Annotated in this window: 24 protein-coding genes and 1 pseudogene; 16 read left to right on the forward strand and 9 right to left on the reverse strand. The window is 63.4% G+C overall.

Going from position 1 to position 25,555, the window contains the following annotated elements; translation table 11 throughout:
* Positions 1 to 43: 43 nt before the first annotated feature.
* Positions 44 to 1,465 carry a TIGR00366 family protein gene (locus tag MB901379_RS12715; protein WP_158017023.1) on the reverse strand — a complete coding sequence of 474 codons (1,422 nt, stop codon included), beginning with the start codon at positions 1,463 to 1,465 and terminating at the stop codon, positions 44 to 46.
* A 416-nt stretch (positions 1,466 to 1,881) separates the two neighbouring features.
* Between MB901379_RS12715 and MB901379_RS12720 the strand changes: the two genes are divergently transcribed.
* Both MB901379_RS12720 and MB901379_RS12725 read left to right on the forward strand, forming a co-directional pair.
* Positions 1,882 to 2,283 (forward strand): hypothetical protein, encoded by a 402-nt coding sequence (locus MB901379_RS12720; RefSeq protein ID WP_232021829.1) that lies wholly within the window; start codon positions 1,882 to 1,884, stop codon positions 2,281 to 2,283.
* A 46-nt stretch (positions 2,284 to 2,329) separates the two neighbouring features.
* The gene (locus tag MB901379_RS12725) at positions 2,330 to 3,496 is read left to right on the forward strand and encodes a radical SAM protein (protein WP_158019135.1); all 1,167 of its coding nucleotides are present in this window, start codon (positions 2,330 to 2,332) and stop codon (positions 3,494 to 3,496) included.
* Between the two features lie 13 nt (positions 3,497 to 3,509).
* Here the strand turns inward: MB901379_RS12725 and MB901379_RS12730 are convergent, their stop codons facing one another.
* Both MB901379_RS12730 and MB901379_RS12735 read right to left on the reverse strand, forming a co-directional pair.
* The gene (locus tag MB901379_RS12730; protein WP_158017025.1) at positions 3,510 to 4,253 is read right to left on the reverse strand and encodes a DJ-1/PfpI family protein; all 744 of its coding nucleotides are present in this window, start codon (positions 4,251 to 4,253) and stop codon (positions 3,510 to 3,512) included.
* 34 nt (positions 4,254 to 4,287) lie between these two features.
* Positions 4,288 to 5,235 (reverse strand): GlxA family transcriptional regulator, encoded by a 948-nt coding sequence (locus MB901379_RS12735; RefSeq protein WP_158017026.1) that lies wholly within the window; start codon positions 5,233 to 5,235, stop codon positions 4,288 to 4,290.
* 121 nt (positions 5,236 to 5,356) lie between these two features.
* Here MB901379_RS12735 and tpx point away from each other — a divergent pair, with 121 nt between their 5' ends.
* Positions 5,357 to 5,854, forward strand: coding sequence for a thiol peroxidase (tpx, locus tag MB901379_RS12740; protein ID WP_158017027.1), 498 nt, complete (start codon positions 5,357 to 5,359; stop codon positions 5,852 to 5,854).
* Positions 5,855 to 5,874: 20 nt separating this feature from the next.
* On the opposite strand, the gene MB901379_RS12745 is transcribed toward tpx, so the two are convergent.
* From MB901379_RS12745 to MB901379_RS12755, 3 genes are read right to left on the reverse strand one after another with little or no spacing between them, the layout of a single operon-like run.
* Positions 5,875 to 6,972, reverse strand: a complete 1,098-nt coding sequence (locus MB901379_RS12745) for an acyl-CoA dehydrogenase family protein (protein WP_158017028.1) — start codon at positions 6,970 to 6,972, stop codon at positions 5,875 to 5,877.
* Between the two features lies 1 nt (position 6,973).
* On the reverse strand, positions 6,974 to 8,221 hold the full coding sequence (locus MB901379_RS12750; RefSeq protein ID WP_158017029.1) for an acyl-CoA dehydrogenase: 1,248 nt from the start codon (positions 8,219 to 8,221) through the stop codon (positions 6,974 to 6,976).
* Between the two features lie 12 nt (positions 8,222 to 8,233).
* Positions 8,234 to 9,196 carry an enoyl-CoA hydratase gene (locus MB901379_RS12755; RefSeq protein WP_158017030.1) on the reverse strand — a complete coding sequence of 321 codons (963 nt, stop codon included), beginning with the start codon at positions 9,194 to 9,196 and terminating at the stop codon, positions 8,234 to 8,236.
* 236 nt (positions 9,197 to 9,432) lie between these two features.
* On the opposite strand from MB901379_RS12755, the gene MB901379_RS12760 reads away from it, so the two are divergent.
* The 7 genes and pseudogenes from MB901379_RS12760 to MB901379_RS12790 form a co-directional block, all read left to right on the forward strand.
* Positions 9,433 to 10,551 (forward strand): LLM class flavin-dependent oxidoreductase, encoded by a 1,119-nt coding sequence (locus MB901379_RS12760; RefSeq protein WP_158017031.1) that lies wholly within the window; start codon positions 9,433 to 9,435, stop codon positions 10,549 to 10,551.
* Between the two features lie 33 nt (positions 10,552 to 10,584).
* Positions 10,585 to 13,092 carry an FAD-binding oxidoreductase gene (locus MB901379_RS12765; RefSeq protein WP_158017032.1) on the forward strand — a complete coding sequence of 836 codons (2,508 nt, stop codon included), beginning with the start codon at positions 10,585 to 10,587 and terminating at the stop codon, positions 13,090 to 13,092.
* A 13-nt stretch (positions 13,093 to 13,105) separates the two neighbouring features.
* Positions 13,106 to 14,188: an alpha/beta fold hydrolase gene (locus MB901379_RS12770; protein WP_158017033.1), complete on the forward strand. Its 1,083-nt coding sequence runs from the start codon at positions 13,106 to 13,108 to the stop codon at positions 14,186 to 14,188.
* A complete protein-coding gene (locus MB901379_RS12775) occupies positions 14,185 to 14,709 on the forward strand; it encodes a flavin reductase family protein (protein WP_158017034.1) in 525 nt (174 codons plus the stop codon). The genes MB901379_RS12770 and MB901379_RS12775 overlap by 4 nt, the downstream gene beginning before the upstream one ends.
* On the forward strand, positions 14,710 to 15,795 hold the full coding sequence (locus MB901379_RS12780; RefSeq protein WP_158017035.1) for a 3,4-dihydroxy-2-butanone-4-phosphate synthase: 1,086 nt from the start codon (positions 14,710 to 14,712) through the stop codon (positions 15,793 to 15,795).
* Positions 15,792 to 16,562 (forward strand): SDR family oxidoreductase, encoded by a 771-nt coding sequence (locus tag MB901379_RS12785; protein ID WP_158017036.1) that lies wholly within the window; start codon positions 15,792 to 15,794, stop codon positions 16,560 to 16,562. The genes MB901379_RS12780 and MB901379_RS12785 overlap by 4 nt, the downstream gene beginning before the upstream one ends.
* Before the next feature lie 116 nt (positions 16,563 to 16,678).
* Positions 16,679 to 17,154 (forward strand): annotated as a pseudogene (locus tag MB901379_RS12790) (DUF222 domain-containing protein); the annotation flags it as partial.
* Between the two features lie 76 nt (positions 17,155 to 17,230).
* Here MB901379_RS12790 and MB901379_RS12795 read toward each other — a convergent pair.
* The 3 genes from MB901379_RS12795 to MB901379_RS12805 all read right to left on the reverse strand — a co-directional run bounded on the left by MB901379_RS12795 (position 17,231) and on the right by MB901379_RS12805 (position 20,231).
* Positions 17,231 to 18,424, reverse strand: coding sequence for a TetR/AcrR family transcriptional regulator (locus MB901379_RS12795; protein ID WP_158017037.1), 1,194 nt, complete (start codon positions 18,422 to 18,424; stop codon positions 17,231 to 17,233).
* Positions 18,425 to 18,479: 55 nt separating this feature from the next.
* Positions 18,480 to 18,872 carry a limonene-1,2-epoxide hydrolase family protein gene (locus tag MB901379_RS12800; protein ID WP_158017038.1) on the reverse strand — a complete coding sequence of 131 codons (393 nt, stop codon included), beginning with the start codon at positions 18,870 to 18,872 and terminating at the stop codon, positions 18,480 to 18,482.
* 189 nt (positions 18,873 to 19,061) lie between these two features.
* Positions 19,062 to 20,231 (reverse strand): LuxR C-terminal-related transcriptional regulator, encoded by a 1,170-nt coding sequence (locus tag MB901379_RS12805; RefSeq protein ID WP_158017039.1) that lies wholly within the window; start codon positions 20,229 to 20,231, stop codon positions 19,062 to 19,064.
* A gap of 143 nt (positions 20,232 to 20,374) precedes the next feature.
* Here MB901379_RS12805 and MB901379_RS12810 point away from each other — a divergent pair, with 143 nt between their 5' ends.
* The 6 genes from MB901379_RS12810 (at position 20,375) to MB901379_RS12835 (ending at position 25,536) form a co-directional block, all read left to right on the forward strand.
* Positions 20,375 to 21,655: a cytochrome P450 gene (locus MB901379_RS12810; RefSeq protein WP_158017040.1), complete on the forward strand. Its 1,281-nt coding sequence runs from the start codon at positions 20,375 to 20,377 to the stop codon at positions 21,653 to 21,655.
* 7 nt (positions 21,656 to 21,662) lie between these two features.
* Positions 21,663 to 22,073 (forward strand): nuclear transport factor 2 family protein, encoded by a 411-nt coding sequence (locus tag MB901379_RS12815; RefSeq protein ID WP_158017041.1) that lies wholly within the window; start codon positions 21,663 to 21,665, stop codon positions 22,071 to 22,073.
* Positions 22,074 to 22,080: 7 nt separating this feature from the next.
* Positions 22,081 to 22,275: a ferredoxin gene (locus tag MB901379_RS12820; protein WP_158017042.1), complete on the forward strand. Its 195-nt coding sequence runs from the start codon at positions 22,081 to 22,083 to the stop codon at positions 22,273 to 22,275.
* Positions 22,276 to 22,488: 213 nt separating this feature from the next.
* On the forward strand, positions 22,489 to 23,286 hold the full coding sequence (locus MB901379_RS12825) for an MlaE family ABC transporter permease (protein ID WP_158017043.1): 798 nt from the start codon (positions 22,489 to 22,491) through the stop codon (positions 23,284 to 23,286).
* An 8-nt stretch (positions 23,287 to 23,294) separates the two neighbouring features.
* On the forward strand, positions 23,295 to 24,149 hold the full coding sequence (locus MB901379_RS12830) for an ABC transporter permease (RefSeq protein ID WP_158017044.1): 855 nt from the start codon (positions 23,295 to 23,297) through the stop codon (positions 24,147 to 24,149).
* A 4-nt stretch (positions 24,150 to 24,153) separates the two neighbouring features.
* Entirely contained in the window at positions 24,154 to 25,536 is a 1,383-nt protein-coding gene (locus tag MB901379_RS12835; protein WP_158017045.1) for an MCE family protein, read from the forward strand.
* Positions 25,537 to 25,555: the final 19 nt, after the last annotated feature.

Genomic DNA, 25,555 nt, shown 5'->3' on the forward strand with positions numbered 1-25,555 from the left:
CAACTCAGCGCTGATATCCAAAGGCGCAGCCGCGTGCGCAACATCAGAGCACATGGGGAGCAATCAGGACCGCGACGCCGGCCACCGCCGAACCAATCAGGAAGGCGATCACCGTAAAGCCCATCACCTGGCGGACATTGAGCTTTGCGATCGCCAACAATGGAAGCAGCCAAAACGGCTGGATCATGTTTGCGACCGCCTCGCCGACCGCAACTGACATGGATATCAGACCCAGGTAGGCCGGCGAAGCTTGACCAATGGCGAGTGCCGAGTCGACCGCGACCGGCCCCTGCACCGCCCAGTGCCCACCGCCGGACGGCACGAACAGCGAAATGACGATCGAGCCGACGAAGGTGAGAAACGGGAGGGTGTACTCGTTCGCGCCAGTCACCAGCGCCTCGGCGAGCACCGCCTGCAACGGCTTGCCCGCCGCCCCCGGCGATTGCGTCGGTAGATACCCCAGCAGACCAACGATGCCGCCGTATAGCGGGTATTGCAGCAGCAGTGGACCCGATACCTTGGCCGCGCCGCAAAACGCCCGAATGAAGCGAATCGGTGTGCGGTGCAGCAACGCGCTGGTGACGGTGAACAACATGATCATTGACGAGATGTTGATCGCAAACCCGCTGAGCCAGAAGTAGGTTATGCCCGCAACGAAGAGAAGGACATTGAGGATCCATAGCCTTTCCAACCGGTGAGCAAACGTCCTTGGGCCAGCGGGCGAATCGACTACGGTGTCCTGTTCCTCGAAGACCGCGGCATCGGGCTCGAGTTGGTGCACAGGCTCCATGCGCCGGATTGCGGCGGCCAGCAGCGCAAGCACGACGCCTGCGGCCACCCAACTGTAGGGCTGGAAGATTGTGAACTGCAACGGCACATCGATGCCAGTCATCTTGTGAATTACGTTGATTGGGCTCTTCGTGTCGGTGTTCGCAAGCGCGATCGACGACGACAGCCCCTGGGTCCAGACAATAAAACCCATAAATGCGGCAGCGACGAGATAGCCGAAATGGACGCCCGCAAATCGTTTGGCCACCTGACGCGCGACCAAAGCACCCGATACCAGACCAAGGCCCCAATTCACGAGGGAAAACACCGCGCTGATGCCGAAACAGAGCAGAGCGCCCTGCACCTGATTTTGTGGCTTACTTGCAACAAAAATGATGGCCCGCTTCAATGGGGGAGCCTCGGCCAGCGTGAAACCAGTGACCAGGATCAGCACCATTTGGAACGCGAACGTGAAGATGTTCTGCGATCCCCAGACTCCGTCGTACCAGGCGTTGAGGATGCCGGCCACCGTTGCGTCTTTGACGAGCAGCGCAACCAGGGCGATCACGATGAGAGTGAGGATGACCGCAAACAAGTACGGATCCGGCATGAAGCGTTCGACATACCGGACACACAGCGTAGTGAGGCTCCGCATCAAGCTGCGTCGCTTGGCCTCTCGGCTCTCTCGTGGCGTCATCGACCTCCTTTTGCCGCACCAATCCGCTGGCGTCGATTGCGGTGCCCGTCCGCAACTGAGATCTAACCGCACAGTTCGTCGGGCAACCTGCCGAGGCGTCGACAACCGGGCGGGCAGTCGATCGGCCTAGCCCCCCGGCTCAATCCGGACTCCGCCGATACCGGACCCCCGACCGGTATTTGCCCTGACTCACACACTTTCTTGAGACCACGCTTCCAAGACATGAAGGTGAAAATAGAATGGGAAAATAGAATGTCCTTCGAAAATTCGTTGCATTTCGCCGGACGCCAAATGCGTGGTGTGGCTTTGCCGAGAATTGGTGTACACTCCTTTCGACGATGTATGGCTACCCTTCGAGGTCCCATCGATATCGAATACGGTCTCAATAGGCCGGATCGATGCCCATCAACTCAGGAGTGAAATTGACTATTTTGATCGAGACGGCGCAATCAGTTGTCAGCAGGGCGATCTCGGAGGCGTTGGAGTCGGCGACCCCTGCGTCTGTCCTGTCGGCTTTTGTCGAAGACCGTGGCACGACTCCCAGCGGCGGCTTCCGCCCGAGCGTCGTCACACTCAAGACCGTGGACGGCCGCGAAATTCGAGTCAGCACACTCACCGGCACGTCCTCGTCGGCCGCGGAGTTGGTGTCGGCGGACGCAACCGCCGATGCGGCACCGTCGGGCACCTTCGTTTTGACGTGCGGCAAGACGCTGGAGATCGAGAAAGGCCGTCTAGTCGGTGGCACCGCCGCTTCCGGCCAAATCCCCGACTGGGCCGTCTTCTACTTGCTGCCAGCAGATCGCGAGCGGTCCCAGTAGTCGGGTACGGAGTCGTCAATCCTCAGGCTTCGCTCGGAGTGCCGTTATGCAATGGGTAATCAAGACCACCAAGCTCTGCAATCTGCGATGCAAGTATTGCTACGAGTGGGACCACCTGTCCGACCCGACCAGGATGTCGGAGGATGTGTGGACACACGCTCTGGTGACCATCCGCGACTACGCCGAGTTGACGAGTCAGCGCTGCGGCTACGACATTCCGCTCGATATCATTTGGCACGGCGGCGAGCCGACACTGCTACCGCGACCCTATTTCGAGCGCGTTTTCGCACTTCAGCGGGAGATTTTTCCAAACGAATGGATTGAAAGCCGCCGGGTGAGAAACGTACTGCAAACGAATCTCTACGCCGTGAAGGACGCGCACCTGGACGTATTCGAAGAATACGAAATTGAACTCGGTGTCTCCGTCGATTTCTCACAGGGCGTGCGATTGACGGCGGGCGGCCGTCCGACCGAAGTAGCGGTGCGGGCGAACCTGCGCCGTCTACAGGAAAGAGGCTTGCCCTTCAGCATCATTACGGTGCTGGCCGCACATACGGTAAGTCGGATCAGGCAGGTGTTCGAGGAGATCACTCAGCTGGGGAAGCCGGCGCGGCTGCTGCCTCTGTTCAGCGGCCCGTCGGCGCGGCCGATGGATGGCGTGACAATCGACAAGTCGGCGATTCTCGACGCGATGATGGTGTTTTTTGACCTGTGGATCTCGGCCGGCATGACCCCGCGGGTAGATCCTCTTGACCATTACGTGCGCACAATAATCCTGAAACGTCTGGGCTTGGTGCGCCCGAGGCAAGACCGCGCGCTGTTGGGCAACGACGTCCTCGTCATCGACCGTGATGGCACGCTGACCTGTGACGCCTATCGTGAGCACGGGAACCTCGGAAACCTCACCGAGAAACCCATCGAGGACATCGTCGATGGCGCCACCTACCGCAGCCTCGTCGCTGAGGAGGCACGCCTGAAGGAAGCGGTGTGTACCTCGTGCGCCTTCCTGGGTGCCTGCGACACCAGCCCGATCGCGCGGCATTTCGACAGCCACCTCCTCAAAGACTGTCCGGTCGACAGATATCTGCTGCCCCGCATCGAAGCCCATCTTGAAAAGACGGGCTTCTTGGACGACAACTTCGACACCATCGCCCGCGAAGTCACCGCGGCTCACGTCGCGGACGCATTCGAGGCGACCGTTTCGTACTCGTGATGCTCGCCCGGGGCTAGACCGACGAGTCGATCGGCTGGCGCTTACGCCACCGCGATCGTGCCGCGCCCAGCGCCTGCTCCCAGGCGAGCATCGTCGTGGCCTTGAGGTTGGCCGGTTTGATGCTGTCCTTGGACAGCATCGCCGTCGCCGCGGCCTTCGTCGCGCCAGATGCCTTCGAGATATGACCGGAATCGAACGGCGGCTGCGGGTCGTACTCGATCATGAGCTGGATCGCCTTGGCGCGGCTCTCCCCGCCCAGCTGCCCGGCCAGCCACAGCGCGAGGTCTAGGCCCGCTGATACGCCGGCGCTGGTAACCACGTTGTCCTGGTAAACGATTCGCTCGTCGGCGACGGGGATGGCACCGAAGGCCTTGAGCGCGGGGACAGTCAACCAATGCGATGTAGCGCGCCGGTCCTGCAGCAGGCCAGCGGCGGCCAGAATCACCGAGCCCGAGCATACCGATGTCGTCCAGCTGGCGGTCTGGTGAGCCCGACGCAGCCAACCGAGCAGCTCCTCGTCACGCGCATGCACAGGCGTCGACGGTCCTCCTGGCACGAGAATCACATCGGGCGAGGGTGTTTCGGCTAGCGAATGCGTGGCGCCGAGCACCAGTACGCCGGAGTCGGCGGTTACGGGCCCGGATTCATGCCAGACGAATCGCACCTCGGTGTGCGGGAGGTTGCGCAGCACCTCGTACGGGCCGATCATGTCCAGCGCCGTAAATCCTGGATAGGCGACGAATGCGATTTGCGTCATCGGTGTTCTCCTTACTGGTTAGCTCAAAGACTGGTTAGGCGAAGGCCTTGCGGTATTGGTCCGGCGAGATCCCGATCCGGCGGATGAAGTTGCGCCGCATCGTTTCGGCGGTGCCGAACCCGCATCTGGCGGCGATTGCGACGATGGTGTCGTCGGTCTCCTCCAATTGGCGGCGCGCGGCTTCGGTGCGGATACGGTCCACGTACTGGCCCGGGGTCTCGCCCACTTCGTCGGTGAACACCCGGGTGAAATGACGTGGGCTCATCGCCACCCGCCGGGCCAGGTCGTCAATGCTGTGCGAGCCGCCCGGTTGCGATTCGATGGCCTGCTGAACATCGCGGATGGACACCCGCTTGGCTCGCGGCATCCACACCGGCGCTGCGAACTGCGTCTGCCCGCCCGGGCGCCGCAAATACAGCACCAGCCAGCGGGCGACTGTTTGGGCGATTTCGGTGCCGTGGTCGTCCTCGATCAGCGCCAGCGAGAGGTCGATTCCCGCGGTCACCCCGGCGGCCGTCCATACCGTCTCCGAACTGCGGATGAAAATCGGGTCGGCATCGACGTCGACGGCGGGAAACTCGCACGCCAGCCGGTCGGCGAAGGCCCAGTGGGTGGTGACTCGGCTACCGTCAAGCAACCCCGCCTCGGCCGCGAGAAACGCCCCGGTACACACGGTGACGATGCGGCGGGCCGTGCCCGAAACGGCTTTGATCCAGTCCATCAACTCGTGGTTGCCACGTGCGGCGTCGACGCCTCCGCCGCCGGGGAGAACAACCGTGTCCACCGCGCTCGGGTCGGGCAGTCGGGTCGTCAGAAAGGCCAGACCGGTCCCGGTGGTCACCGGTTGCTCGTCGACGGAGGCCAGCGCCACGTCGTAGCCGCCCCCGGTTAGCAGCGATGCGCCGGCGAAGACCTCGAACGGGCCCACCACGTCGAGCGGCTGAACACCGGGAAAGCCCACGATGATCACTGTACGAACCACGGATTCAATGGTCGTCGAGCAACGGCATGTCGTCTACGCCATGTAACCCACAAATTTGGACACGCCCGGTGTGGGCGGCCCTGAAATTCGACTCCCATGCCGGTCTTGGCAGACTGTTCGCATGGCACAGATAACTTTGCGCGGAAATGCGATCAATACCGTCGGCGAGCTACCCGCCGTCGGATCTCCGGCCCCCAACTTTGCCCTCACGGGTGACGATCTCGGGCCGGTCGGCAACGACCAGTTCCGCGGCAAGACCGTCGTGCTGAATATCTTTCCGTCCGTCGATACGCCGGTGTGTGCGGCCAGTGTGCGCACTTTCAACGAGCGAGCCGCCGCCAGCGGGCTCAGCGTGCTGTGTGTCTCGAAAGACCTGCCGTTTGCCCTCAAGCGATTCTGTGGCGCGGAGGGGATCGAGAACGTCGCGACGGCTTCAGCATTTCGGGACAGCTTCGGCGAGGACTATGGCGTCACCATCACCGACGGCCCAATGGCCGGTTTATTGGCCCGCGCCATCGTGGTAGTCGGCGCCGACGGCAACGTCGCCTACACCGAACTGGTGCCGGAAATAGCCCAAGAGCCTGACTACGACGCCGCGCTGGCCGCCGCAAAGGCCTGACCGCGCGAGCGGCATAACGCCTACAGGCCGGCACGCTGCGCAAGCAACGCCCGGTGATAGGCACTGCTGCCGAACAGGGCTTCGGTGGTCTTGGCCCGGCGAAAGTACAGCTGCAGATCGTGTTCCCAGGTGAAGGCGATGCCGCCATGAACCTGGATCGCCGCGCCGGTGCACAACACGTAAGTGTCCGCGGCTTGCGCCTTCGCCAGTGGCGCGGCGACGTCGAGCTCGTGTCCGTTGGCCGCGCACATCGCCGCGAACATCACCGCCGCCCGGGTCGCATCGATTTCGATCATCATGTCCGCGCAGCTGTGCTTGATGGCCTGAAATGAGCCGATCGACCGATCGAATTGCTTTCGGCTCTTGGCGTATGTGACAGCCAGCTGCAGGCAGGCCTCGGCACCGCCGAGCATCTCGGCGGCCAGCAGTGCTCGGGCGACGTCCAGCAGGCGTTGACCGGCGTCGGGGGGGCCGGCGGTCAGGGCTTCGGCCGGGGCCTGATCGAGCTGTAGCTTGGCGACGGGGCGGGTGATGTCGAACGAGGGCAGGCGCACGACGGTGACCCCTGGTGCGTCGGCGGCCAGCACGTGCCAGACCACGGCGCCATTGGCCGCGGCCGGGACGACGAACAGGTCCGCCACCTGGCCGTGTAACACCGGGGCGCACTCGCCGGTGAGCATCGGGACATCGCCATGACACTGCGCTCGTACGGTTGCCGTGGTTGGGTCGATGTCGCCGGGGCGACCGGCCGCGAGTGCCCCGATCCGATCGCCACAGAGCAGATCGGTGAGTAGGCTCTTGCGCTGCTCTTCATCGCCCATACGAAGGATCGCTTCGATCGCAAACGTCGTGGCCACGTACGGAATTGGCGTGAGCGCCCGTCCGAGTTCACCGAATGCGATCGCGGTCTCGACGAGCGTGGCACCCACACCGCCGTACTCTGCCGGCGTATGCAGAGCGGGCAACTCGAGTTCGGCACATAGCCGCTGCCAAAGCCGGCGGTCGTGACCGTCGGCGCTGGCCACTTCTCGGACCCGTGCCGACGGGGCCCGATCACGCAGAAAGCCCCGAAGCGATGCGCGGAATTCCTCCTGTTCGGCGCTGTAGCGGAAGTCCATGTCAAGGCCCGCCCTGCCCGGTAGTCGAGAGTGGTTCCTTGGGAAGTCCGAGCAGTCGCTCGCCGATCACGTTGCGTTGGATTTGCGAGCTGCCGGCATAGATCGTCGCGGCACGGGAGTACAGCAGCTCGTCCATCCAGCACGCGGGGGAGTTGGCCGTGCCCGCCTCGGGTACCACCCGCGCTCCGCCGTTGCCCGGGCCGTGCGGGCTAAGCGCCTCGAGCCCGAGAATGTCGGCGGCCAGGTCGGTGCAACGTCGGAAATATTCGCTCCAGATGACCTTGGTGATCGCCGCTTCGGCCCCAGGTTGTGACCCGTTCAGCGACAAGGTGAGCCCTCGATAGCCGCGGTACCGCATGATCTGGACGCGCGAATAGCACCACGCCAGCCCGGCCCGGATGTGCGGGTCGGTGTGCAAACCGCGTTCTCGTGCCAACTCGCACAGGCGCTCCAGGTCACGACCAAATCCGATAGCAGCTGTGGTGATTTGAGATCCGCGTTCAAAGCCGAGCAGGGTCATCGCGGTCGACCATCCGCTGCCGACCCCGCCGACAACGTTGACCGACGCGGTACGGGCATCGGTGAAGAACACTTCACTGAATGAACAATGTCCGGCCGCGTTGACGATCGGTCGTACCGTGACCCCTGGCTGATCCATCGGCACCAGCAGCAACGACAGGCCCCTATGTTTCGGAGCGCTTGGGTTTGTTCTGGCAAGCAGGAAGATCCAGTTTGCGGTTTGCCCGGCTGACGTCCAGATCTTCTGCCCGTTGATCACCCATTCATTCGAGCCTGAGCCATCGAGCACGGCCCTGGTGCGGACGGCGGCCAAATCCGACCCGGCGTCCGGCTCGGAGAATCCCTGGCACCAGCGATCCTCGCCGGACAAAATGCGCGGCAGAAAGTGGCTTTTTTGCTCCGCGGATCCCAACTTGATCAAGGTGTTGCCCAGCAGTTCGATTCCGAGCAAGTCGTTTTCGGCGGGCTCGGGCGCCCCGGCGCGGGCAAACTCCTCGGCGAGTACCACTTGCTCGATCGCGGACAGACCACCGCCGCCGTATCGCTTCGGCCAGGACACGGCAACCAAACCGTGGGCAACCAGCGACCGGCGCCAATTCCGGGTGAAGGTTTCCCGCTCGTCAGGCGTCAGGGCTCCAGGCCCGGACCAACCGGCCGGTAGGTGTGTTGCTAGGAAAGCACGGATGCGGCCACGGAACGCTTCCGCATCGGGCGGGTAGGTGACATCCACTCTGTACCCTGGTCAGGGCCGCTGCTTGACGGCCGGTGGAATCTCGGGTGTGGCACGCCAGTCGTCAAGACCGTACTCGACCGTTCCATAGGACAGCTTGCCGCCGGTGACCTCCCCCCAGTGCGCATGATTGAGCTGGTGGATCTTGAAACATCCGTCGAGTGCCGTCGTGAAGCCCATGGCATCGACGGTCTGATTCACCGACTCCTTGATAAGTAGCGCCGCCATGGTCGGCAGCTTTGCAATTCTGCGAGCGAATTCTATTGTGCTGTTTGTCAATTCACTGTCAGCAAAAACCTTGCTGACCATCCCGAGGGCGTGGGCTTCGTCAGCGTCGATCGAGTCACCGGTCAGTAGCAGTTCCTTGGCCTTGCGCGGCCCGAACTCCCAGGGATGACCGAAGTACTCCACCCCACACATGCCCAGCCGGGTACCGACGACGTCGGCGAAGATCGTGTCCTGGCTGGCGACGATCAGGTCGCAACACCACGCCAGCATCAAGCCCGCCGACAGCACCGTCCCGTGCACCTGGGCAACGGTGATCTTGCGTAGATTGCGCCACCTTTTGGTGTTCTCGAAGTAGTAGTGCCATTCCTGGCGGTTCCGCGATTCCACCCCGCCGAAGGTACCGCCGTTGCACCGGTAGGTGGAGTGCTGATCCGGCCCCGGTGACCGCTCGCGCACATCGTCAGCCGAGCCCAGGTCGTGTCCGGCGGAAAAGGCGGGGCCCGCGGCACGCAGGATGACCACACGCACCGCGTCGTCACCTTCGGCGCGGTCAAAGGCGGCACCCAACTCGACCAACATTCCGCGTGTCTGGGCGTTGCGCTGTTTTGGGCGGTCGAGCGTGATCGCCGCGATGCGGCCGTCGTCAAGAGTTTCGTACCGGATGTACCGAAAATCGGCGAGGGAATCCGGCGCCGACCGCCCGCCGTCGGATCGGCGATCGACCGGACTGACCCCGGTGACGCTCATGGCGGCTCCTCACTGCTCACTGCGCGCGGAACGGGTGACGTGTGCGAGGTTACGCGGCGACCGAGCGAAATGTCCATAGCCAATACGCATCTAACTCTCTATCTGAGTCATAAATTCCCAAGCAAAGTGGGTCTTGTAAGTACTAAAGTATCTTGCTAGTACTGTGATATACCTACAGAAGGCGCGGTCGCAGCGCGCCGGACATCTAAGCCGGGCACAACCGAGAAGGGTTCACGATGGAGATCGGAATATTCCTCATGCCGGCCCATCCGCCGGAGCGCAGCCTCTACGACGCGACCCAATGGGATCTCGACATCATTGAGCTGGCAGATCAGCTGGGCTACGTGGAAGCCTGGGTCGGCGAGCACTTCACCGTGCCGTGGGAGCCGATCTGCGCACCCGATCTGCTGTTGGCGCAGGCGTTGCTACGCACGAAGCGGATCAAGCTCGCGCCGGGCGCTCATCTCCTGCCGTACCACCACCCGGTCGAACTTGCCCACCGGGTGGCGTACTTCGATCACCTCGCCCAGGGCCGCTTCATGTTGGGCGTGGGTGCCAGCGGTATTCCGGGCGACTGGGCGCTCTACGACGTGGACGGCAAGAACGGCGAACATCGCGAGATGACCCGGGAAGCGCTGGAAATCATGTTGCGCATCTGGACCGAGGACGAGCCGTGGGAGCATCGCGGGAAGTACTGGAACGCCAACGGAATCGCACCAATGTTCGAGGGTCTGATGCGGCGCCACATCAAGCCCTATCAACAACCTCACCCACCCATCGGCGTGACCGGCTTCAGCGCCGGGTCGGAGACGCTTAAGCTGGCCGGCGAGCGAGGCTACCTTCCGATGAGTTTGGATCTCAACACCGAATATGTCGCCACCCACTGGGATGCCGTGCTGGAAGGCGCGGAACGCAGTGGCCGGACGCCGGATCGTCGTGATTGGCGACTGGTACGTGAGGTGTTGGTGGCTGAGACCGATGAGCAGGCTTTCCGGTATGCCGTCGACGGCACCATGGGGCGAGCCATGCGTGAGTATGTGTTGCCAACGTTCCGCATGTTCGGCATGACGAAGTTCTACAAGCACAACCCCACGGTGCCCGACGACGATGTAACACCGGAATATCTCGCCGAAAACACCTTCGTGGTGGGCTCGGTCGAGACGGTGGTCGACAAGCTGGAGGCCACCTACGACCAGGTTGGTGGTTTTGGCCATCTGCTCATTCTGGGATTCGACTATCGGGAGAACCCCGGTCCCTGGAAGGAGTCAATGCGGCTACTGGCCGACGAAGTCATGCCCAGACTCAATGCGCGCCTCGCCAACAAACCCCAGAAGCCCGCGGCCGCGATCGTCTAGCGGTCCTCGAAAAGGGCGAGAAGGGATACCGCAATGACGGTTCGACAGGTCACCGTCGGTTACGCGGACGGCACGCACAAGACCATGCCGGTGCGTCCGGACCAGTCGATGCTGGAGGCCGCCGAGGAACACGGCGTTGCCATTGTCAACGAATGCCAAAGCGGGATATGCGGCACCTGTGTGGCCACGTGCACCTCGGGACAATACGAGATGGGCCGCACCGAGGGTCTGTCCGACGTCGAGCGCGCGGCTCGAAAGATCCTCACCTGCCAGACATTCGCCACCGCTGACTGTCGGATCGAGCTGCAGTATCCGATCGACGACAACGCGGCACTACTGGTCACCGGCGACGGTGTGGTGACCGGGGTCGACCTGGTATCGCCCAGCACCGCCATCCTGCGGGTGGATGTTTCGGCCATGGCGGGCAAGATCCGATACAAGGCGGGCCAGTTCGCCCAATTGCAGGTGCCCGGGACCAACGCGTGGCGCAATTACTCTTATGCGCATCCATGCGACGGTAGTGGTGAGTTGGAGTTCATTGTCCGGCTGCTACCGCAGGGCGCAATGTCGGACTATCTGCGTGACCGCGCCAAGCCGGGCGACCACATTGCGGTGCGCGGCAGCAAAGGAAACTTCTATCTGCGCCCCGGTGCGCGGCCGATGATCCTGGTCGCGGGCGGCACCGGTCTCTCGGCGATCCTGGCCATCGCCCAGAGTCTGGACCCTGCTGTTGCACAACCGGTATGCCTGCTCTACGGGGTGACTTCCGCCGCGGACCTGTGCAAGCTCGATGAGCTCACGGCGCTGCGACGCCGGGTCCCCGGCCTGGAAGTGCACACCATCGTCGCTCGTCCGGACGCCGAATGGGATGGACCGACAGGGGTGGTCACCGACTTGCTAACGGAGCGGATGCTGGCCGGTGGCGATGCCGACGTCTACCTGTGCGGTCCAGACGCGATGGTTGAAGCGACCCGAAGATGGCTGACGGACAAGGGCTTCCATAGTGTCGGTCTGTACTTCGAGAAGTTCGTGGCCAGTGGGGCGGCACGCCGCCTCAACCCGGCGCGGATCGACTATTCGGCTCTGAACATTGCCGACGTGCGCCGCCGCGGACGCGGCACCGCGGTGGTGATCGGCGGAAGTATCGCCGGCATCGCCGCGGCCAAGGCATGTAGTGAGACCTTCCAGCGGGTCATTGTTCTCGAGAAGGACGACCCGCACCCTCGCCGTGAGGGCAGGCCGGGCGCCGCGCAGGGCTGGCACCTTCATCATCTACTCACTGCCGGGCAGATCGAGTTGGAGCGCTTCTTCCCCGGCATCGTCGACGACATGGTCCGTGAGGGCGCGTTCAAAGTCGACATGGCAGCCCAATACCGAATTCGCCTGGGCGGCACCTGGAAGAAGCCCGGCACTAGCGATATCGAGATCGTGTGCGCCGGTCGGCCGCTATTGGAATGGTGTGTGCGCCGCAGACTCGACAGCGAACCTCGGATCGACTTCCGCTACGAGTCGGAGGTCAACGACCTGCTGTTCGACCGTGACACCAACACGGTCATCGGAGTCGGTGTTCAGCGCGATGGCGGCGAACTCGAGGTGATACCGGCCGAATTCGTCGTGGATGCCTCCGGCAAGAACACCCGGGTACCAGAGTTCTTGGAGCGCATTGGCATTGGCGCCCCCGAGGTCGAACAGGACATTATCAACTGCTTCTACTCCACAATGCAGCACAAAGTCCCGCCGGAGCGACAGTGGCAGGACAAGGTGATGGTGATCTGCTATGCGTACCGACCATTCGAGGACACCTACGCCGCGCAGTACTACACCGACAGCTCGCGCAGCATCCTGTCCACGTCGCTGGTCGCCTACAACTGTTACTCGCCGCCGCGTACCGCACGGGAATTTCGCGAGTTCGCCAATCTCATGCCTTCGCCGGTCATTGGGGAGAACATCGACGGGCTGGAACCCGCGTCGCCGATCTACAACTTCCGCTATCCGAACATGCTGCGGCTGCACTATGAGAAGAAGCGAAATCTGCCGCGCGCACTGCTGGCCGTAGGCGACGCGTACACCAGCGCGGATCCAGTGTCCGGCCTGGGTATGAGCTTGGCACTCAAGGAAGTTCGGGAAATGCAGCTGCTCCTGGGCAAGTACGGTCCGAGCCACCGCGATTTGCCTCGCCGGTACTACCGCGCCATCACCAAGATGGCCGACACCGCCTGGTTTGTGATCCGTGAGCAGAACCTGCGCTTTGACTGGATGAAAGACGTGGACAAAAAGCGTCCCTGCTATTTCGGGGTGCTCACCTGGTACATGGACCGGCTGCTGGAGTTGGTCCACGACGATCTCGACGCCTATCGCGAGTTTCTGGCGGTTGTCCACCTGGTAAAGCCGCCATCGGCGCTAATGAAGCCCCGGATAGCCAGCCGCGTGATCGGCAAGTGGGCACGGACCAGGTTGTCAGGGCAGAAGACGTTGATCGAACGCAACTACGAAAATCGTTCGGCACCAGCCGCGCCCACCGATCAGCTCGTAGGCGCCTAGAAAAGGGGCGAAGATGTCACAGGTTCATCGGTTGCTGAACTGCCGGGGCACCCGGATCCATGCCGTCGAGGCAGGCCCAACCGGACCCGACCGCCCGCTGGTGGTGCTGTTGCACGGGTTTCCGGAGTCCTGGTACTCGTGGCGCCATCAGATTCCCGCGCTGGCCGCCGCCGGCTACCACGTGGTAGCCATCGACCAGCGCGGGTATGGACGCTCGTCTAAGTTTCGGGTGCAAAAGGCCTATCGCATCAAGGAATTGGTCGGTGACGTGGTTGGCGTCATCGATGCCTGTTCCGCGGGCAGGGCCGAGCAGAAGGCATTCATCGTCGGTCACGACTGGGGTGCGCCGGTTGCGTGGACGTTCGCCTGGCTGCACCCGGACCGTTGCTCCGGGGTGGTCGGAATCAGCGTTCCGTTCGCGGGGCGCGGAGTGATCGGCTTGCCGGGTAGCCCCTTTGGCGAGCACAGCCCCAAGGACTACCACCTAGAGCTCGCCGGCGAAGGCCGGGTCTGGTATCAGGACTACTTCTCCGCCCAGGATGGCATCATCACCGAGATCGAGGAGGACCTGCGCGGCTGGCTGCTGGGATTGACCTACACGGTCTCCGGTGACGGCATGATCTTGGCCACCAAGGCGGCTGTCGATGCCGGTGTCGACCTCGCGTCGATGTCTCCGATCGACGTGATCCGTGCCGGTCCGCTGTGTATGGCCGAAGGGGCACGACTCAAGGACGCGTTCATCTATCCCGAGGCCATGCCGGGCTGGTTCACCGACGCCGACCTTGACTTCTACACCAGTGAATTCGAACGCTCCGGGTTTGGCGGACCGCTCAGCTTCTACCACAACATCGACAACGATTGGCACGACCTGGCCGATCAGGAAGGCAAACCGCTAACCCCGCCCGCCCTGTTCATCGGTGGCCAGTACGACGTCGGCACCACGTGGGGAGCCGAGGCCGTCGCCCGCGCGCACGAGGTCATGTCCGATTACCGCGGCACCCACATGGTGGCCGACGTGGGACACTGGATACAGCAGGAGGCGCCCGAGGAAACCAATCGATTGTTGCTCGAATTTCTTGGTGGGCTGCGGCCGTGAGTTGTGCTTTCGACATGGTTCCCCAGACCGTCGATCATTTCGACGGAGCGGCGTTGCGGCGGGCTTTCGGCTGCTTTCCCTCCGGTGTGATCGCGGTCTGCGCAGTGGTCGACGGCGTGCCGGTGGGGATGGCGGCGAGCTCGTTCACGTCCGTTTCGGTTGACCCGCCGCTGGTGTCGATCTGCGTGCAGAACACCTCAACGACGTGGCCCAAGTTACGCGACCGTCCGCACCTCGGAATCAGCGTGCTTGCCGAGGATCATGACGAAGCCTGCATCAGCCTGTCACGCAAGGCAGGTGACCGCTTTGCCGGGGTCTTCTGGAGTGAACTGGCAAGTGGGGGCGTCGTCGTTCTGGGAGCCAGCGCCTGGTTGGACTGCCGCCCGCACGCTGAGGTCGCGGCGGGGGATCACACCATTGCCCTGCTGGAAATCTGTGCGCTCGGAGCCAGTCCGGACACCCCACCGCTGGTCTTCCATGGCAGCCGATTTCGCCGGCTGGCAAGCACGGAGGTGCGGTAGATGAAAACGACCGATGTGCGGGTGTGCCGCGCAATCGCCGCGGTGGCAGCGGGTCGCCCGGTCGTGATCACCGGCGACACCGAGAGCGACGGCTACCTTGTCTTCGCCGCAGACGTCGCCAGCCCGCGGCTGCTGACGTTCACCGTCCGCCACACCTCCGGTTATGTTCGCGTTGCGCTGCCGGGCTCAGAGTGTGCCCGGTTGGACCTTCCGCCAATGTGCCCCAAGGACAGCGAACATTGCGTATCGGTCGATTTTCGCGGGACGGGCACCGGCATTTCTGCGCGCGACCGCGCCCGGACCATCTCGGCTCTGGCGTCGGCTGAATCCAGCGCCGCGGATTTTTCTCGCCCGGGTCATGTGGTCCCGCTGCGGGCCGAGGCGACCGGCGTATTGGGACGGCCGCGACCCGCCGAGGCGGCCGTCGATCTTGCCCGCCTTGCCGGGCGCGGGCCAGCCGCGGCGCTGTGCGAAATCGTCTCCCGCCGAAATCCGGTCGCAATGGCCCGCGGCGCAGAGTTGGTCGAGTTCGCCGTCGAACACGGCTTGGCCGTGGTTTCGATCGCCGAACTGGCGGCGTACCGGCGGCGCACCGAACCGCAAGTGGTGCGGCTGGCGGAGACAATCCTGCCGACCTGGGCCGGTGCCTGCCGCGTCATCGGTTTTCGTGACGTCCATTCCGGCGGCGAACATTTGGCGGTGATTGTCGGCTCGGCTGATGCCGGCGTACCCGTTGCGCTCCACGTGCACGTCGAGTGCCTGGCTGGAGTCGTGTTCGGTTCCACAGCCTGCGCATGCGGGCGCGAACTCAACGGTGCTCTGACTCGAATGTCGGCCCAGGGCGGCGGCATGGTGCTCTACTTGCGCCCGCCCGGTGCGCAGCGCGCATGCGGTCTACTCTCCGGGGACAACGCCACGCCGGGGGGACTGGTCACGGAGACGGTGGCATGGATCCTGCGTGATCTCGGGGTGTACGCCCTCAAACTCTCCGACGATATGCCAGGATTTGGCCTTGTGATGTTCGGAGCCATCCGCGAATACGGCATGCACCCCCCGCAATCCGACACGCTGGCGGCTGCGGGTTGAGCCATCCAGATTTGGCCGGTAAGGCGGCGATCGTTACCGGGGCGGGCGCCGGAATCGGTTTGGCCGTGGCGCAACGGCTCGCCACCGGGGGTTGCCAGGTGTTGTGTGCGGATATCGATGGCGATGCCGCCGACGCCGCCGCCAGTCGGATCGGCGCCAACGCAATTGGCTATCGCGTCGATGTCAGCGACGAGCAACAGGTCATTGGCATGGTTAACGCCTGTGTCGGCGCGTTCGGTGGAGTGGACAAGCTGGTCGCCAATGCCGGTGTCGTTCATTTCGCGTCGCTCGTCGACACCAGCGTTGCAGACTTCGATCGTGTCATCGGCATCAACCTGCGTGGTGCATGGCTGTGCACCAAACATGCGGCCCCGAAGATGATCGAGCGCGGCGGGGGAGCCATCGTCAACATGTCGTCGTTGGCGGGTCACATCGGTGTGGGCGCCACGGCGGCGTACGGCATGTCCAAGGCTGGAATCAGCCACCTCAGCCGCGCCACGGCGGCGGAGCTGCGCGCGTCCAACATTCGCTCCAACGCCTTGTTGCCCGCATTCGTCGACACTCCGATGCAACAGACCGCGATGACCATGTTCGATGAAGCACTCGGCGAGGGGGGTGCGCGCGCATTGATCGCTCGACTGCAGGGGCGCATGGCCGCGCCGGAGGAGATGGCCAACATCGTGGCGTTCCTGTTGTCCGATGATGCGGCCATGATCACCGGGACCACGCAGATCGCCGACGGCGGAACCATCGCCGCGCTGTGGTGATCGATCCCTGTAATCCCTTGTGCCACTGTGGTTTAAGCTGTCAGAGCACGTCGGTTTGCGTCGATGGCCCTGCACCCCAACACACGTTGATCAATCAGCTCGGCGAGCAAGACGGCGAAGAAGATCTGGCCCACAAGTCCAGTGCGCATCGTCCCGATGAGTTGGTCAAGTACGACCAACCAATCATGGACTGGCTCAACCCCGACGGGGCATTCAGCGATGAGGAACGAGCACGCGACGCGGCATCACCCCCGGCAAGCAGGAATACGACGGAATGTCACACATCAGCGGCTACCTGCCCGCCGAAGCGCATGCCACCTTTGAACCGGTACTGGCCAAGCTGGCCGCGCCCGGTGCGTGCAACCCCGGCGATGAAATGCCGGTCATCGACCGGACACCCGATGAGAACGCGATCAAACGCGACACTCGCGGCCAAGCCCAACGCGATCATGACGGTTTGGCTCGCCGCGCTGACCTGTTGGGGTCGGGGGAGTTGGGCCAGCACAACGGACTCCCAGTGCCGATCGTCGTGACGACAACTCTGAAGGATCTGGAAGCCGCCACGGGCAAGGGTCTGACTGGTAGCGGCTCATGGGGCGGAAAGGCTCCTATCGACGGGGGATGACGATGAACCGGCTTGACGTTCACCCCGTGACCCTGTCAACCAGTCAGGGCCTGCTGGTCACGATGGATAGCGCGACAGCGGCAATTTCGTCCGCCACTTCGGAATAGCGCGTGAGATGCCATGTGCGAGCGACATCTTCGATGAAGCTGATCGCCGCCGCGACCAGTATTCGCGCCTCGGCCGCGGTGGTCTGCGGGACCACTTTGCCAAGGAGTTCGATCCACAGACTTTCACGGTCGGTTTGATTTCGTACATAGCTGTCGCGCACTTCGGCGGACGCGTGGTTGAGTTCGGTGACGCATACGGCGACCAGGTCCGGAGCATCCAGGCTGATCCGAACATGGCCCTCGACAAGTCCGCGCAGACGCTGTGCCGCTTGTTGATTCGCGCGCAAGGAGCGAATGCACTCCAGGCTGCGCCACTCATCCAGACGGCGGACGAGTGCATCGAGAATGGCTTGCTTGGACGAAAACGAGCGATACAAGCCTGGGCCGGCAATACCCGCTCCCTTGCCGATCTCGCTGGTGCTAACGGCCGGGTACCCCTGCGCACGGAACAGTCGCGCACCCGCGGCCAGCAGGGTTTCATAACGAGAGAACAGTACATCGGCGTCGTCGCGCGCGTCAGGCAGCGCCGCCAACGCACAGACGGAAGCAGTGCGGGCCGCGGCCATACAAGCCTGGTACAGAAGCTCTTTGAGGTCGTCGGCCGGAAGCGTCAGGTTGTGCCTGCCCAGGCTGGTCAACGTGCTGGACACCGCCCATGCCCGCAACTCCGAGTGTTGTGGGCTCAACCCCGGCACTTCCAGCAGGACACTCTCGCGCATGCCGGCGACAATCGCGTTGATGCGGCGCCGCACCTCCGCACGGTCACCATCGTTGAGGTAGCGGGCCTCGCGCTGCCACAACACCGTCAATGCCCGCGACGCGACGGCCGCGGCGATCAGGTCTGGCAGATCGACACTGAGCGGCCGCGGCGTCGGCTCCGCCTCACCGGCGGTCAGACGACGTGCGCTCTGATACTGATCCTGGCCGGTTCGAATCGCTTCGGCGAGCAACGCCTGTTTGTTGTCATAGTGGCGATACAACGCGCGCGCGGTAACTCCGGCTGCCTCGGCGATGTCCTCCAGCTTGACCGAATGGAAGCCACGGTCGATGAACAGCCCGACAGCCTGCTCGAGAATCTGCTGCTTTCGATCCTTGGGCCGGCGCTTAACGGGCGTCACGACGGGCGGCATCGGCTCGAACTCCCCTCTGGCGCAACGGAGTCACCAATCCTGTTGACGGCATCGCTTATAGCTTTATCCCGCTCTGGCGCTCAAAATCCGCAAGGTCGAAGTAGTCGCTGAACCGGGTGATCTTGCCATTATTGACCTCAAACACACCGGTCACCGGCAGCACGACTTTGCGGCCGTCGGTCATGGTGAAGTAGTCGATGCGCTCGACAAGCACCAGGCCAGGCTCGGCGGCCAAGGCGAGGATATCGAGCTTGGCATCGGAGAAGGCGTCCAAGAACGCTTGGAAAATCGCGCGGATGGCGGCGATGCCCTCGATCGGCTTTACCGGCACGTTGCGGTAAACCGCATTGTCGGCAAAGCCGCTGCAAATCGTTTCTAGGCTGCGCCCCTGCCAGGACCCGAGAAAGTCCCGGACAAGCTTCTCGCTGGCTTCCTTGGTATCGGTCATGCAAATGGCTCCTGAGGTATCACTGCGCCGATCCGGCGGCGGGCCGACGCAGATCCTCGTCGCCAACCACACCGACGGATTAACAAGATACATCAATCACAATAAATGAGCCATTACATGGCTATTACCGATGGCGATCCGAGGTCAAATGCGTATCGGTCATAGACATATCGCGGCACTCGCCGACCCCTAGCCGGTTTCAGGAACGCTAGCCAAACGAACGTACGCCGACGCCGCCTCCGCCCGATTGGTCGCGTGCAGCTTCCGCAGCACCCGCTTCACATGTGATTTCACCGTGCCCGCCGAGATCACCAGCTCGTCGGCGATCTGTTGGTTGGTGCGACCGGCGGCCATCAAGCGCAGCACCTCGACCTCGCGGCGGGTCAGCATGGCCATCACCCGGGTCTGCACCTCGGCCAAAGACCGTGCCGCCGGGCTGCGCTCGACCGGCTCGATCTTGCGCAGATCCAGATCGGCGTCCTGCAGCCCACGGGCGGCTTCGTCCGCGGACGCCAGGGCGTGGCGAACCTCCGCGTTCAGCCGCCGCATTCGCTCCAGGAGAACGGTGCGCTCGAAGGCATATCCGAACCCCTCGGCGAACGCCCAGACCGTGTCGCGATCAATCTCGTCGACCGTACGGCCGGAGTAGAGCCGGTCGGCATGGAGGAATCCGATTACCTTGCCCGTTGGCATCACCGGGGCCGCCACGTAGGAATGCGTCAACGAGAAGTCGACGATCGGCCGGTTAACCCGCGGATCGTTGCGGGCGTCGCGCACGATCGCGGGCGCGTGGCGGCGGATCATCTGCGTTTCGATCAACATGTGATCCAGCAACGGCGCGACCGACTGGGCGAAGGCGACCATCTTCTCCGCGCCTTCTTGGTCATCGCCGAAATACGCCGATTCCATGACCATCCGGCCCTCGTGCACGCGAAACAGCACGGCGCGATCGAATCCGCACGACTCGACCAGCTCTCGCGGCGCCCGGTCAACGATCATCGCGACGTCGTCCACGGCGCGCAGCTTGCTCAAGCCCTCCTGCACCGCCAACAGCGCCAGGGTCCGCCTTGCCGCGCCGTCTTCGATCAGTTCTCGTTCGAGCGAGGACAAATCCATAAGCGCGTCGAGCGCATTGAGTGCATGAGCGTCGCCGAGTGCCTCCAGGCCGCAGCGCACGGCGGCCGCCTTGACATCGACCGCCTCAGACACCACCGCCATCGGATCGTCCGTGGGATCGATGTCGCAATCGCCGAATACGTCCCGGAAGTGGCGGGTGGCGTCTGTTTCTCTGACCCGACGCGACGCCCAGCCCGGGTGATCACCGTCGGCGAGCGTGTCGAACTCGGCGGGATCGGGCATCGCAACGGCATCGATCACCCTTCCCACTGTCCCCTAATGAGTGGGACGTCGCGGCCAAAAGCGCAAACTCCCCTCCTAAGGGGGGAAGAGTCCCCTCCAACGGGGGATCGATTTGCTACCGCGATAGGCAGAGGCTGATTGACATGTCAACTGACTCAATAGGCACAGTGGCAGGCACTGTGCCCGCCGTCGAACTTTTGACCACACCACTTGGCGTCGCCAATCCGTATCCACTGTATGACCAATTGCGAGAGCTCTCACCTGTTGCGGGATATCGGGATTGGCCGCCCGGAACGGTTCCCGGCGCTGACGAGCCGGTGACGGCGTGGGCGCTATTTCGCTACGACCAGGTCTTTGAGGCGGTCCGCGACGCGACGACATTCTCGTCACGCGACCCGCTGCAAGAGGCGTCCTCGGCGCCGAGCCTGATGCTGGTCAACACCGATCCCCCCAAGCATGAGGTCGAACGAAAACTGGTCAGCCAGGCCTTCTCGCCACGTCGCGTCAAGCGGCTGGAAGCCTGGTTGAACGAGCTGGTGCCACGGCTGCTCGAGGACCTCGGGACCGGTGACGGAAACAAAGGGGTGGAGGTCATGGGCTTCGCGGCCGAGATTCCCACCCGGGCCATGGTGCGAATGCTGGGCTTGCCCGACGGTGACCACGTCCGCTTCAGACGGTGGGCCAACGCGTTCATGTTGTCGTCGTCGCTCACCCCGGAGGAGCGCATCGCCAGTAACCAGGAGATGGTGGCGACGTTCGCTACCCGGCTCGCCGAGCACACCGCCAGGCTGGCCGAACAGGGCGCGGGCGCCCCAATTGATCCAGACGTCGAAGACGCCGAAGACCTCATCTCTGCGTTGTTGCGCGCCGAGGTGGACGGACAACGGCTCACCCCCGAAGAAATTGTGCGGTTCTGCGTCACGTTGGTGGTCGCCGGCAGCGAGACCACCACATTTCTGATCGGCAATCTGCTGCACGCCCTGGCCCGCGAACCCGAAATACAGGCACGCATTCGGGCCGACCGAAGTCTGCTCAACATCTTCGTCGAGGAGGCGATGCGGGTAGACGGGCCGCCGCAGCGGCTGTTTCGCATCGCCACCCGCGACGTCGAGATCGGCGGCAAGCTGATCCGCAAGGGGGAGTGGGTCGCGCTGTTCTTCGGTTCGGCCAATCGCGACCCCGACGTGTTCGAATACCCCGGGCAACTCGACATCGACCGGCCCAACATTCGCCAGCAACTCTCCATGGGACACGGCCTACATTTCTGCCTCGGCTCCTCGCTGGCCCGCTTGGAGGTCATCGCCGTGCTCAACGCCGTGCTCGATCGGTATCAGACGATCGCGCTGGCCGAAGACCCCGGCACCAAGCAGACCGCCAGCCTGCTGACCCACGCGTATGTCCGTCTGCCCCTTCACCTCTCATGAGCGAGTCATGACCACCACGTTCGAGTCGCGCAATATCGAGACGACCAAGGCCATCTACGCCGCGGTGCCGGCGGGCGACCTTCAGGCCGCACTGCAACACTTGGATCCGGACATACGCATCACCTACTACGGAACCGAAGAGATTCCCTACGCAGGCGATTACCGCGGTATCGAGAAAGCGATCAGCTTCTTCACCAAAGTCGGCCAGAGCATCAAGATCGTCGAGATGGAGCCCTGGAAGTTCATCGCGCAGGGCGACGACCTCGCAACCTGGGGCCGGCAGCGGTTCCGGCGGCTGGTCACCGGGCAGGAGTGGGAATCGGAATTCGCCCACATCATTACGCTGCGTGACGGTCGATGGTTGCACTTTCGCGACTTCGCGAATACCGCGCTCGCCGTGCATGCCTTCACCGAATGAGACTGCCATGAAAGTCAGCGCCGACCGCGAGATCTGTATGGCCTCCGGGGTCTGCGTGATGACCGCCGATGCGTTCTTCGACCAGGACGCCGACGGCGTCGTGCGGTTGGCCTCCGACGACGTGCCGGCCGACGAGGAGCACAGCGTGCGCAACGCGGTCCGACTATGCCCCTCGGGCGCCCTTCAGTTGGTGTCAGATTGACAGTACTACCAAGATACATCATTACCCATAAGTAGTGATTTGCTTCGCTATTTACCGATCATCTATGGAACATCATGCGTATCGTCTATGGACATCCGGCTTGCGAGCCGCGTACGCTCTCGGGTGTCACTGTCCACTTCGATCTGTCCGGGGGGCCAGCGTGAGCAACTCCGCCCGACGACACAGCATCGATTCCGGGCGGTGCGCGTCGCCATGGTGACCGTGGTCGACCACGCGCCCGGTCCGGTCATCGGTCCGGCCACCCGGCCGGTCCGCGCGATGGGCAACTTCTTTGCGATGACTCTGGACACTTTCGTGTGCATGTTCAAATCACCTTTTGCGTGGCGCGAATACCTGAGTCAGTGCTGGTTCGTGGCACGGGTATCGACACTGCCCGGGGTACTGATGACGATCCCGTGGGCGGTGATTTCGGGATTCCTGTTCAATGTCTTGCTGACCGATATCGGCGCCGCCGATTTCTCTGGCACCGGCTGCGCGATCTTCACCGTGGATCAAAGCGCCCCGATAGTCACGGTATTGGTGGTCGCGGGCGCGGGAGCCACAGCGATGTGCGCCGATCTGGGCGCGCGCACCATCCGTGAGGAACTCGACGCGCTACGGGTAATGGGCATCAACCCGATCCAGGCACTCGCGGTTCCTCGCGTGCTAGCTGCCACCACAGTCTCGCTGGCGCTGAGTTCGGTGGTCATCGCGACAGGTCTGGTCGGCGCGTTCCTGTGCTCGGTGTTTCTCATGCACGTCTCGGCCGGGGCCTGGGTGACGGGACTGACCACACTCACCCACACCGTCGACGTCATCATCTCGATGATCAAGGCAACACTGTTCGGGCTGATGGCGGGACTGATCGCCTGCTACAAGGGCATGTCGGTGGGTGGCGGCCCGGCTGGTGTCGGCAGGGCGGTGAATGAAACCGTGGTGTTCGCCTTCATCGTCTTGTTCGTGATCAACATAGTGGTCACCGCCGTTGGTGTCCCGTTCATGGTGTCGTGAGGTGACCCATGACAGTTAGTGTTCCAAGCAAGCGCCAGCCCAGACTGCAGCGCGCAGCGAAAGCGATTGCGGCCGAATGGAGTCGGCTGGGATCGCAGATGAGGTTCTATGTCACCACGTTGGCCGGGATACCCGATGCCGTGATGAGCTACCGCAGCGAGCTACTGCGGGTGATCGCGCAAATGGGTTTGGGAGCCGGGACTCTCGCGGTGATCGGCGGGACGGTCGTGATCGTCGGGTTCCTGGCGATGACCACTGGCGCGATAGTCGCGGTACAGGGTTACAACCAGTTCGCTTCGGTGGGGGTGGAAGCCTTAACGGGTTTCGCGTCAGCCTTTTTCAATACCCGAGAGATTCAGCCGGGAACGGTAATGGTCGCGCTGGCAGCCACCATCGGCGCGGGCGCCACCGCTCAGCTGGGTGCGATGCGAATCAACGAGGAGATCGACGCGCTCGAGGTGATCGGGATCCACAGCGTCAGCTACCTGGCCAGCACCCGGGTACTGGCCGGGGTCGTGGTGGCCATACCGCTGTTCTGCGTCGGGCTCATCACGGCGTACCTGGCCGCTCGGCTTGGCACCACCGCCATCTACGGCCAAGGTTCCGGCGTCTATGACCACTACTTCAACACCTTTCTACGCCCGACCGACGTGCTCTGGTCGTCCTTCGAAGTCGTAGTGGTCGCACTCACGATCATGTTGGTGTGCACCTACTACGGGTACACCGCACACGGCGGGCCGGCCGGGGTTGGCGAGGCCGTGGGCCGGGCGGTGCGCGCCTCGATGGTCCTGGCCTCGATCGCAATCGTCATCATGACGCTGGCCATCTACGGCCAGTCGCCCAACTTCCACCTGGCGAGCTAATGACATGAATCGCGGACCCGGCGCACACCGACTACACGACGCGTGGTGGACGCTGATTCTGTTCGCGACGATCGGTGTGTTCATCTTCGCGACGGCGACCGCCTTCACCGGCACCTTCCGGTCCTATGTACCGGTGACGCTGACCTCGGATCGCTCCGGGCTGGTGATGGACACCGGCGCCAAGGTCATGCTACGTGGCGTCCAGGTCGGCCGGGTCAGCCAGATCGGCCAAGGCGGTCGGGACAAGGACGGGGCCAGCCTACGGCTGGAGATCGACCCGGATCAGATCCGCCACATCCCAGCCAATGTGGAAGCCCGAATCAGCGCCACGACCGCCTTCGGCGCCAAGTTCGTCGAGCTGCAGATCCCGCAGCAGCCCACCCCGAAGCGACTGACCGCTGGCGCGGTGTTGGCTTCGAAGAATGTCAGCACCGAGATCAACACAGTCTTCGAAAACGTCGTCGACCTGCTCAACATGATCGATCCGCTGAAGCTGAACGCGGTGTTGACCGCGGTGGCCGATGGGGTACGCGGGCAAGGGGAACGAATCGGCGAGGCCACCACCGATCTAAACCAGGTGTTGCTGGCCCTCAACGCCCGTACCGACACGTTCCGCCGGGACTGGCGTTCGCTCAAGAACTTCGGCAACACCTATGACGCGGCGGCTCGAGACATTGTGCAGATCCTGAACGCGGCCAGCACCACGAGCAGTACCGTAGTGTATCACTCTTCTGCTCTGGATGCGTTGCTGCTCAATGCGATTGGGCTGTCAAAGGCCGGAACCAATCTGCTGGGCACCAGCAGAGACGATCTCGTCGGAGCGGTCAACGTCCTGGAACCCACGACCAGTCTGCTGTTCAAGTACAACCCCGAGTACACCTGCTTTTTGCAGGGCGCCAAATGGTATCTGGATAACGGCGGCTACTCGGCGTGGGGCGGCGCCGACGGTCGGACACTACAACTCGACGTCGCACTGCTGCTGGGCAACGATCCCTATGCCTTTCCCGATAACCTGCCCATTGTCGCGGCCAAGGGTGGCCCGGGGGGAAAGCCGGGTTGTGGGTCGCTGCCGGATGCCAGCCAGAACTTCCCGGTACGCGAGCTGGTCACCAACACCGGATGGGGCACCGGGCTAGATATTCGGCCCAACCCCGGCCTCGGTCACCCGTGCTGGGCCAACTACCTGCCGGTGACGCGTGCCGTGCCGCAACCGCCCTCGATCCGCCAATGCCTACCCGGGCCAGCGATCGGGCCCAACCCCGGGGGTCCGCCGTATGGAGCCGCGCTGAACGGACCCGGTGGGGTGCCGCTGTGGCCCGGAGTACCGCAGGCACCTGCCGGTGACGAGCCCGCCCCAGCGCCGGCGGAAACGGATACTCCGCCGTGATCGCCAACGTGCAGCAGCC

Source organism: Mycobacterium basiliense, from assembly GCF_900292015.1.
Classification (GTDB): Bacteria; Actinomycetota; Actinomycetes; order Mycobacteriales; family Mycobacteriaceae; genus Mycobacterium; species Mycobacterium basiliense.

Coding starts and splice junctions, on each gene's coding strand:
- MB901379_RS12765 (WP_158017032.1), top strand. CDS start 10,585: ATGACGGTTCGACAGGTCACCGTCGGTTACGCGGACGGCACGCACAAG.
- MB901379_RS12815 (WP_158017041.1), top strand. CDS start 21,663: ATGACCACCACGTTCGAGTCGCGCAATATCGAGACGACCAAGGCCATC.
- MB901379_RS12745 (WP_158017028.1), bottom strand. CDS start 6,972: ATGGACTTCCGCTACAGCGCCGAACAGGAGGAATTCCGCGCATCGCTT.
- MB901379_RS12725 (WP_158019135.1), top strand. CDS start 2,330: ATGCAATGGGTAATCAAGACCACCAAGCTCTGCAATCTGCGATGCAAG.
- MB901379_RS12805 (WP_158017039.1), bottom strand. CDS start 20,231: ATGCCCGATCCCGCCGAGTTCGACACGCTCGCCGACGGTGATCACCCG.
- MB901379_RS12780 (WP_158017035.1), top strand. CDS start 14,710: ATGAAAACGACCGATGTGCGGGTGTGCCGCGCAATCGCCGCGGTGGCA.
- MB901379_RS12835 (WP_158017045.1), top strand. CDS start 24,154: ATGAATCGCGGACCCGGCGCACACCGACTACACGACGCGTGGTGGACG.
- MB901379_RS12715 (WP_158017023.1), bottom strand. CDS start 1,465: ATGACGCCACGAGAGAGCCGAGAGGCCAAGCGACGCAGCTTGATGCGG.
- MB901379_RS12830 (WP_158017044.1), top strand. CDS start 23,295: ATGACAGTTAGTGTTCCAAGCAAGCGCCAGCCCAGACTGCAGCGCGCA.
- tpx (WP_158017027.1), top strand. CDS start 5,357: ATGGCACAGATAACTTTGCGCGGAAATGCGATCAATACCGTCGGCGAG.
- MB901379_RS12810 (WP_158017040.1), top strand. CDS start 20,375: ATGTCAACTGACTCAATAGGCACAGTGGCAGGCACTGTGCCCGCCGTC.
- MB901379_RS12825 (WP_158017043.1), top strand. CDS start 22,489: ATGGTGACCGTGGTCGACCACGCGCCCGGTCCGGTCATCGGTCCGGCC.
- MB901379_RS12770 (WP_158017033.1), top strand. CDS start 13,106: ATGTCACAGGTTCATCGGTTGCTGAACTGCCGGGGCACCCGGATCCAT.
- MB901379_RS12795 (WP_158017037.1), bottom strand. CDS start 18,424: ATGCCGCCCGTCGTGACGCCCGTTAAGCGCCGGCCCAAGGATCGAAAG.
- MB901379_RS12820 (WP_158017042.1), top strand. CDS start 22,081: ATGAAAGTCAGCGCCGACCGCGAGATCTGTATGGCCTCCGGGGTCTGC.
- MB901379_RS12730 (WP_158017025.1), bottom strand. CDS start 4,253: ATGACGCAAATCGCATTCGTCGCCTATCCAGGATTTACGGCGCTGGAC.
- MB901379_RS12755 (WP_158017030.1), bottom strand. CDS start 9,196: ATGAGCGTCACCGGGGTCAGTCCGGTCGATCGCCGATCCGACGGCGGG.
- MB901379_RS12760 (WP_158017031.1), top strand. CDS start 9,433: ATGGAGATCGGAATATTCCTCATGCCGGCCCATCCGCCGGAGCGCAGC.
- MB901379_RS12800 (WP_158017038.1), bottom strand. CDS start 18,872: ATGACCGATACCAAGGAAGCCAGCGAGAAGCTTGTCCGGGACTTTCTC.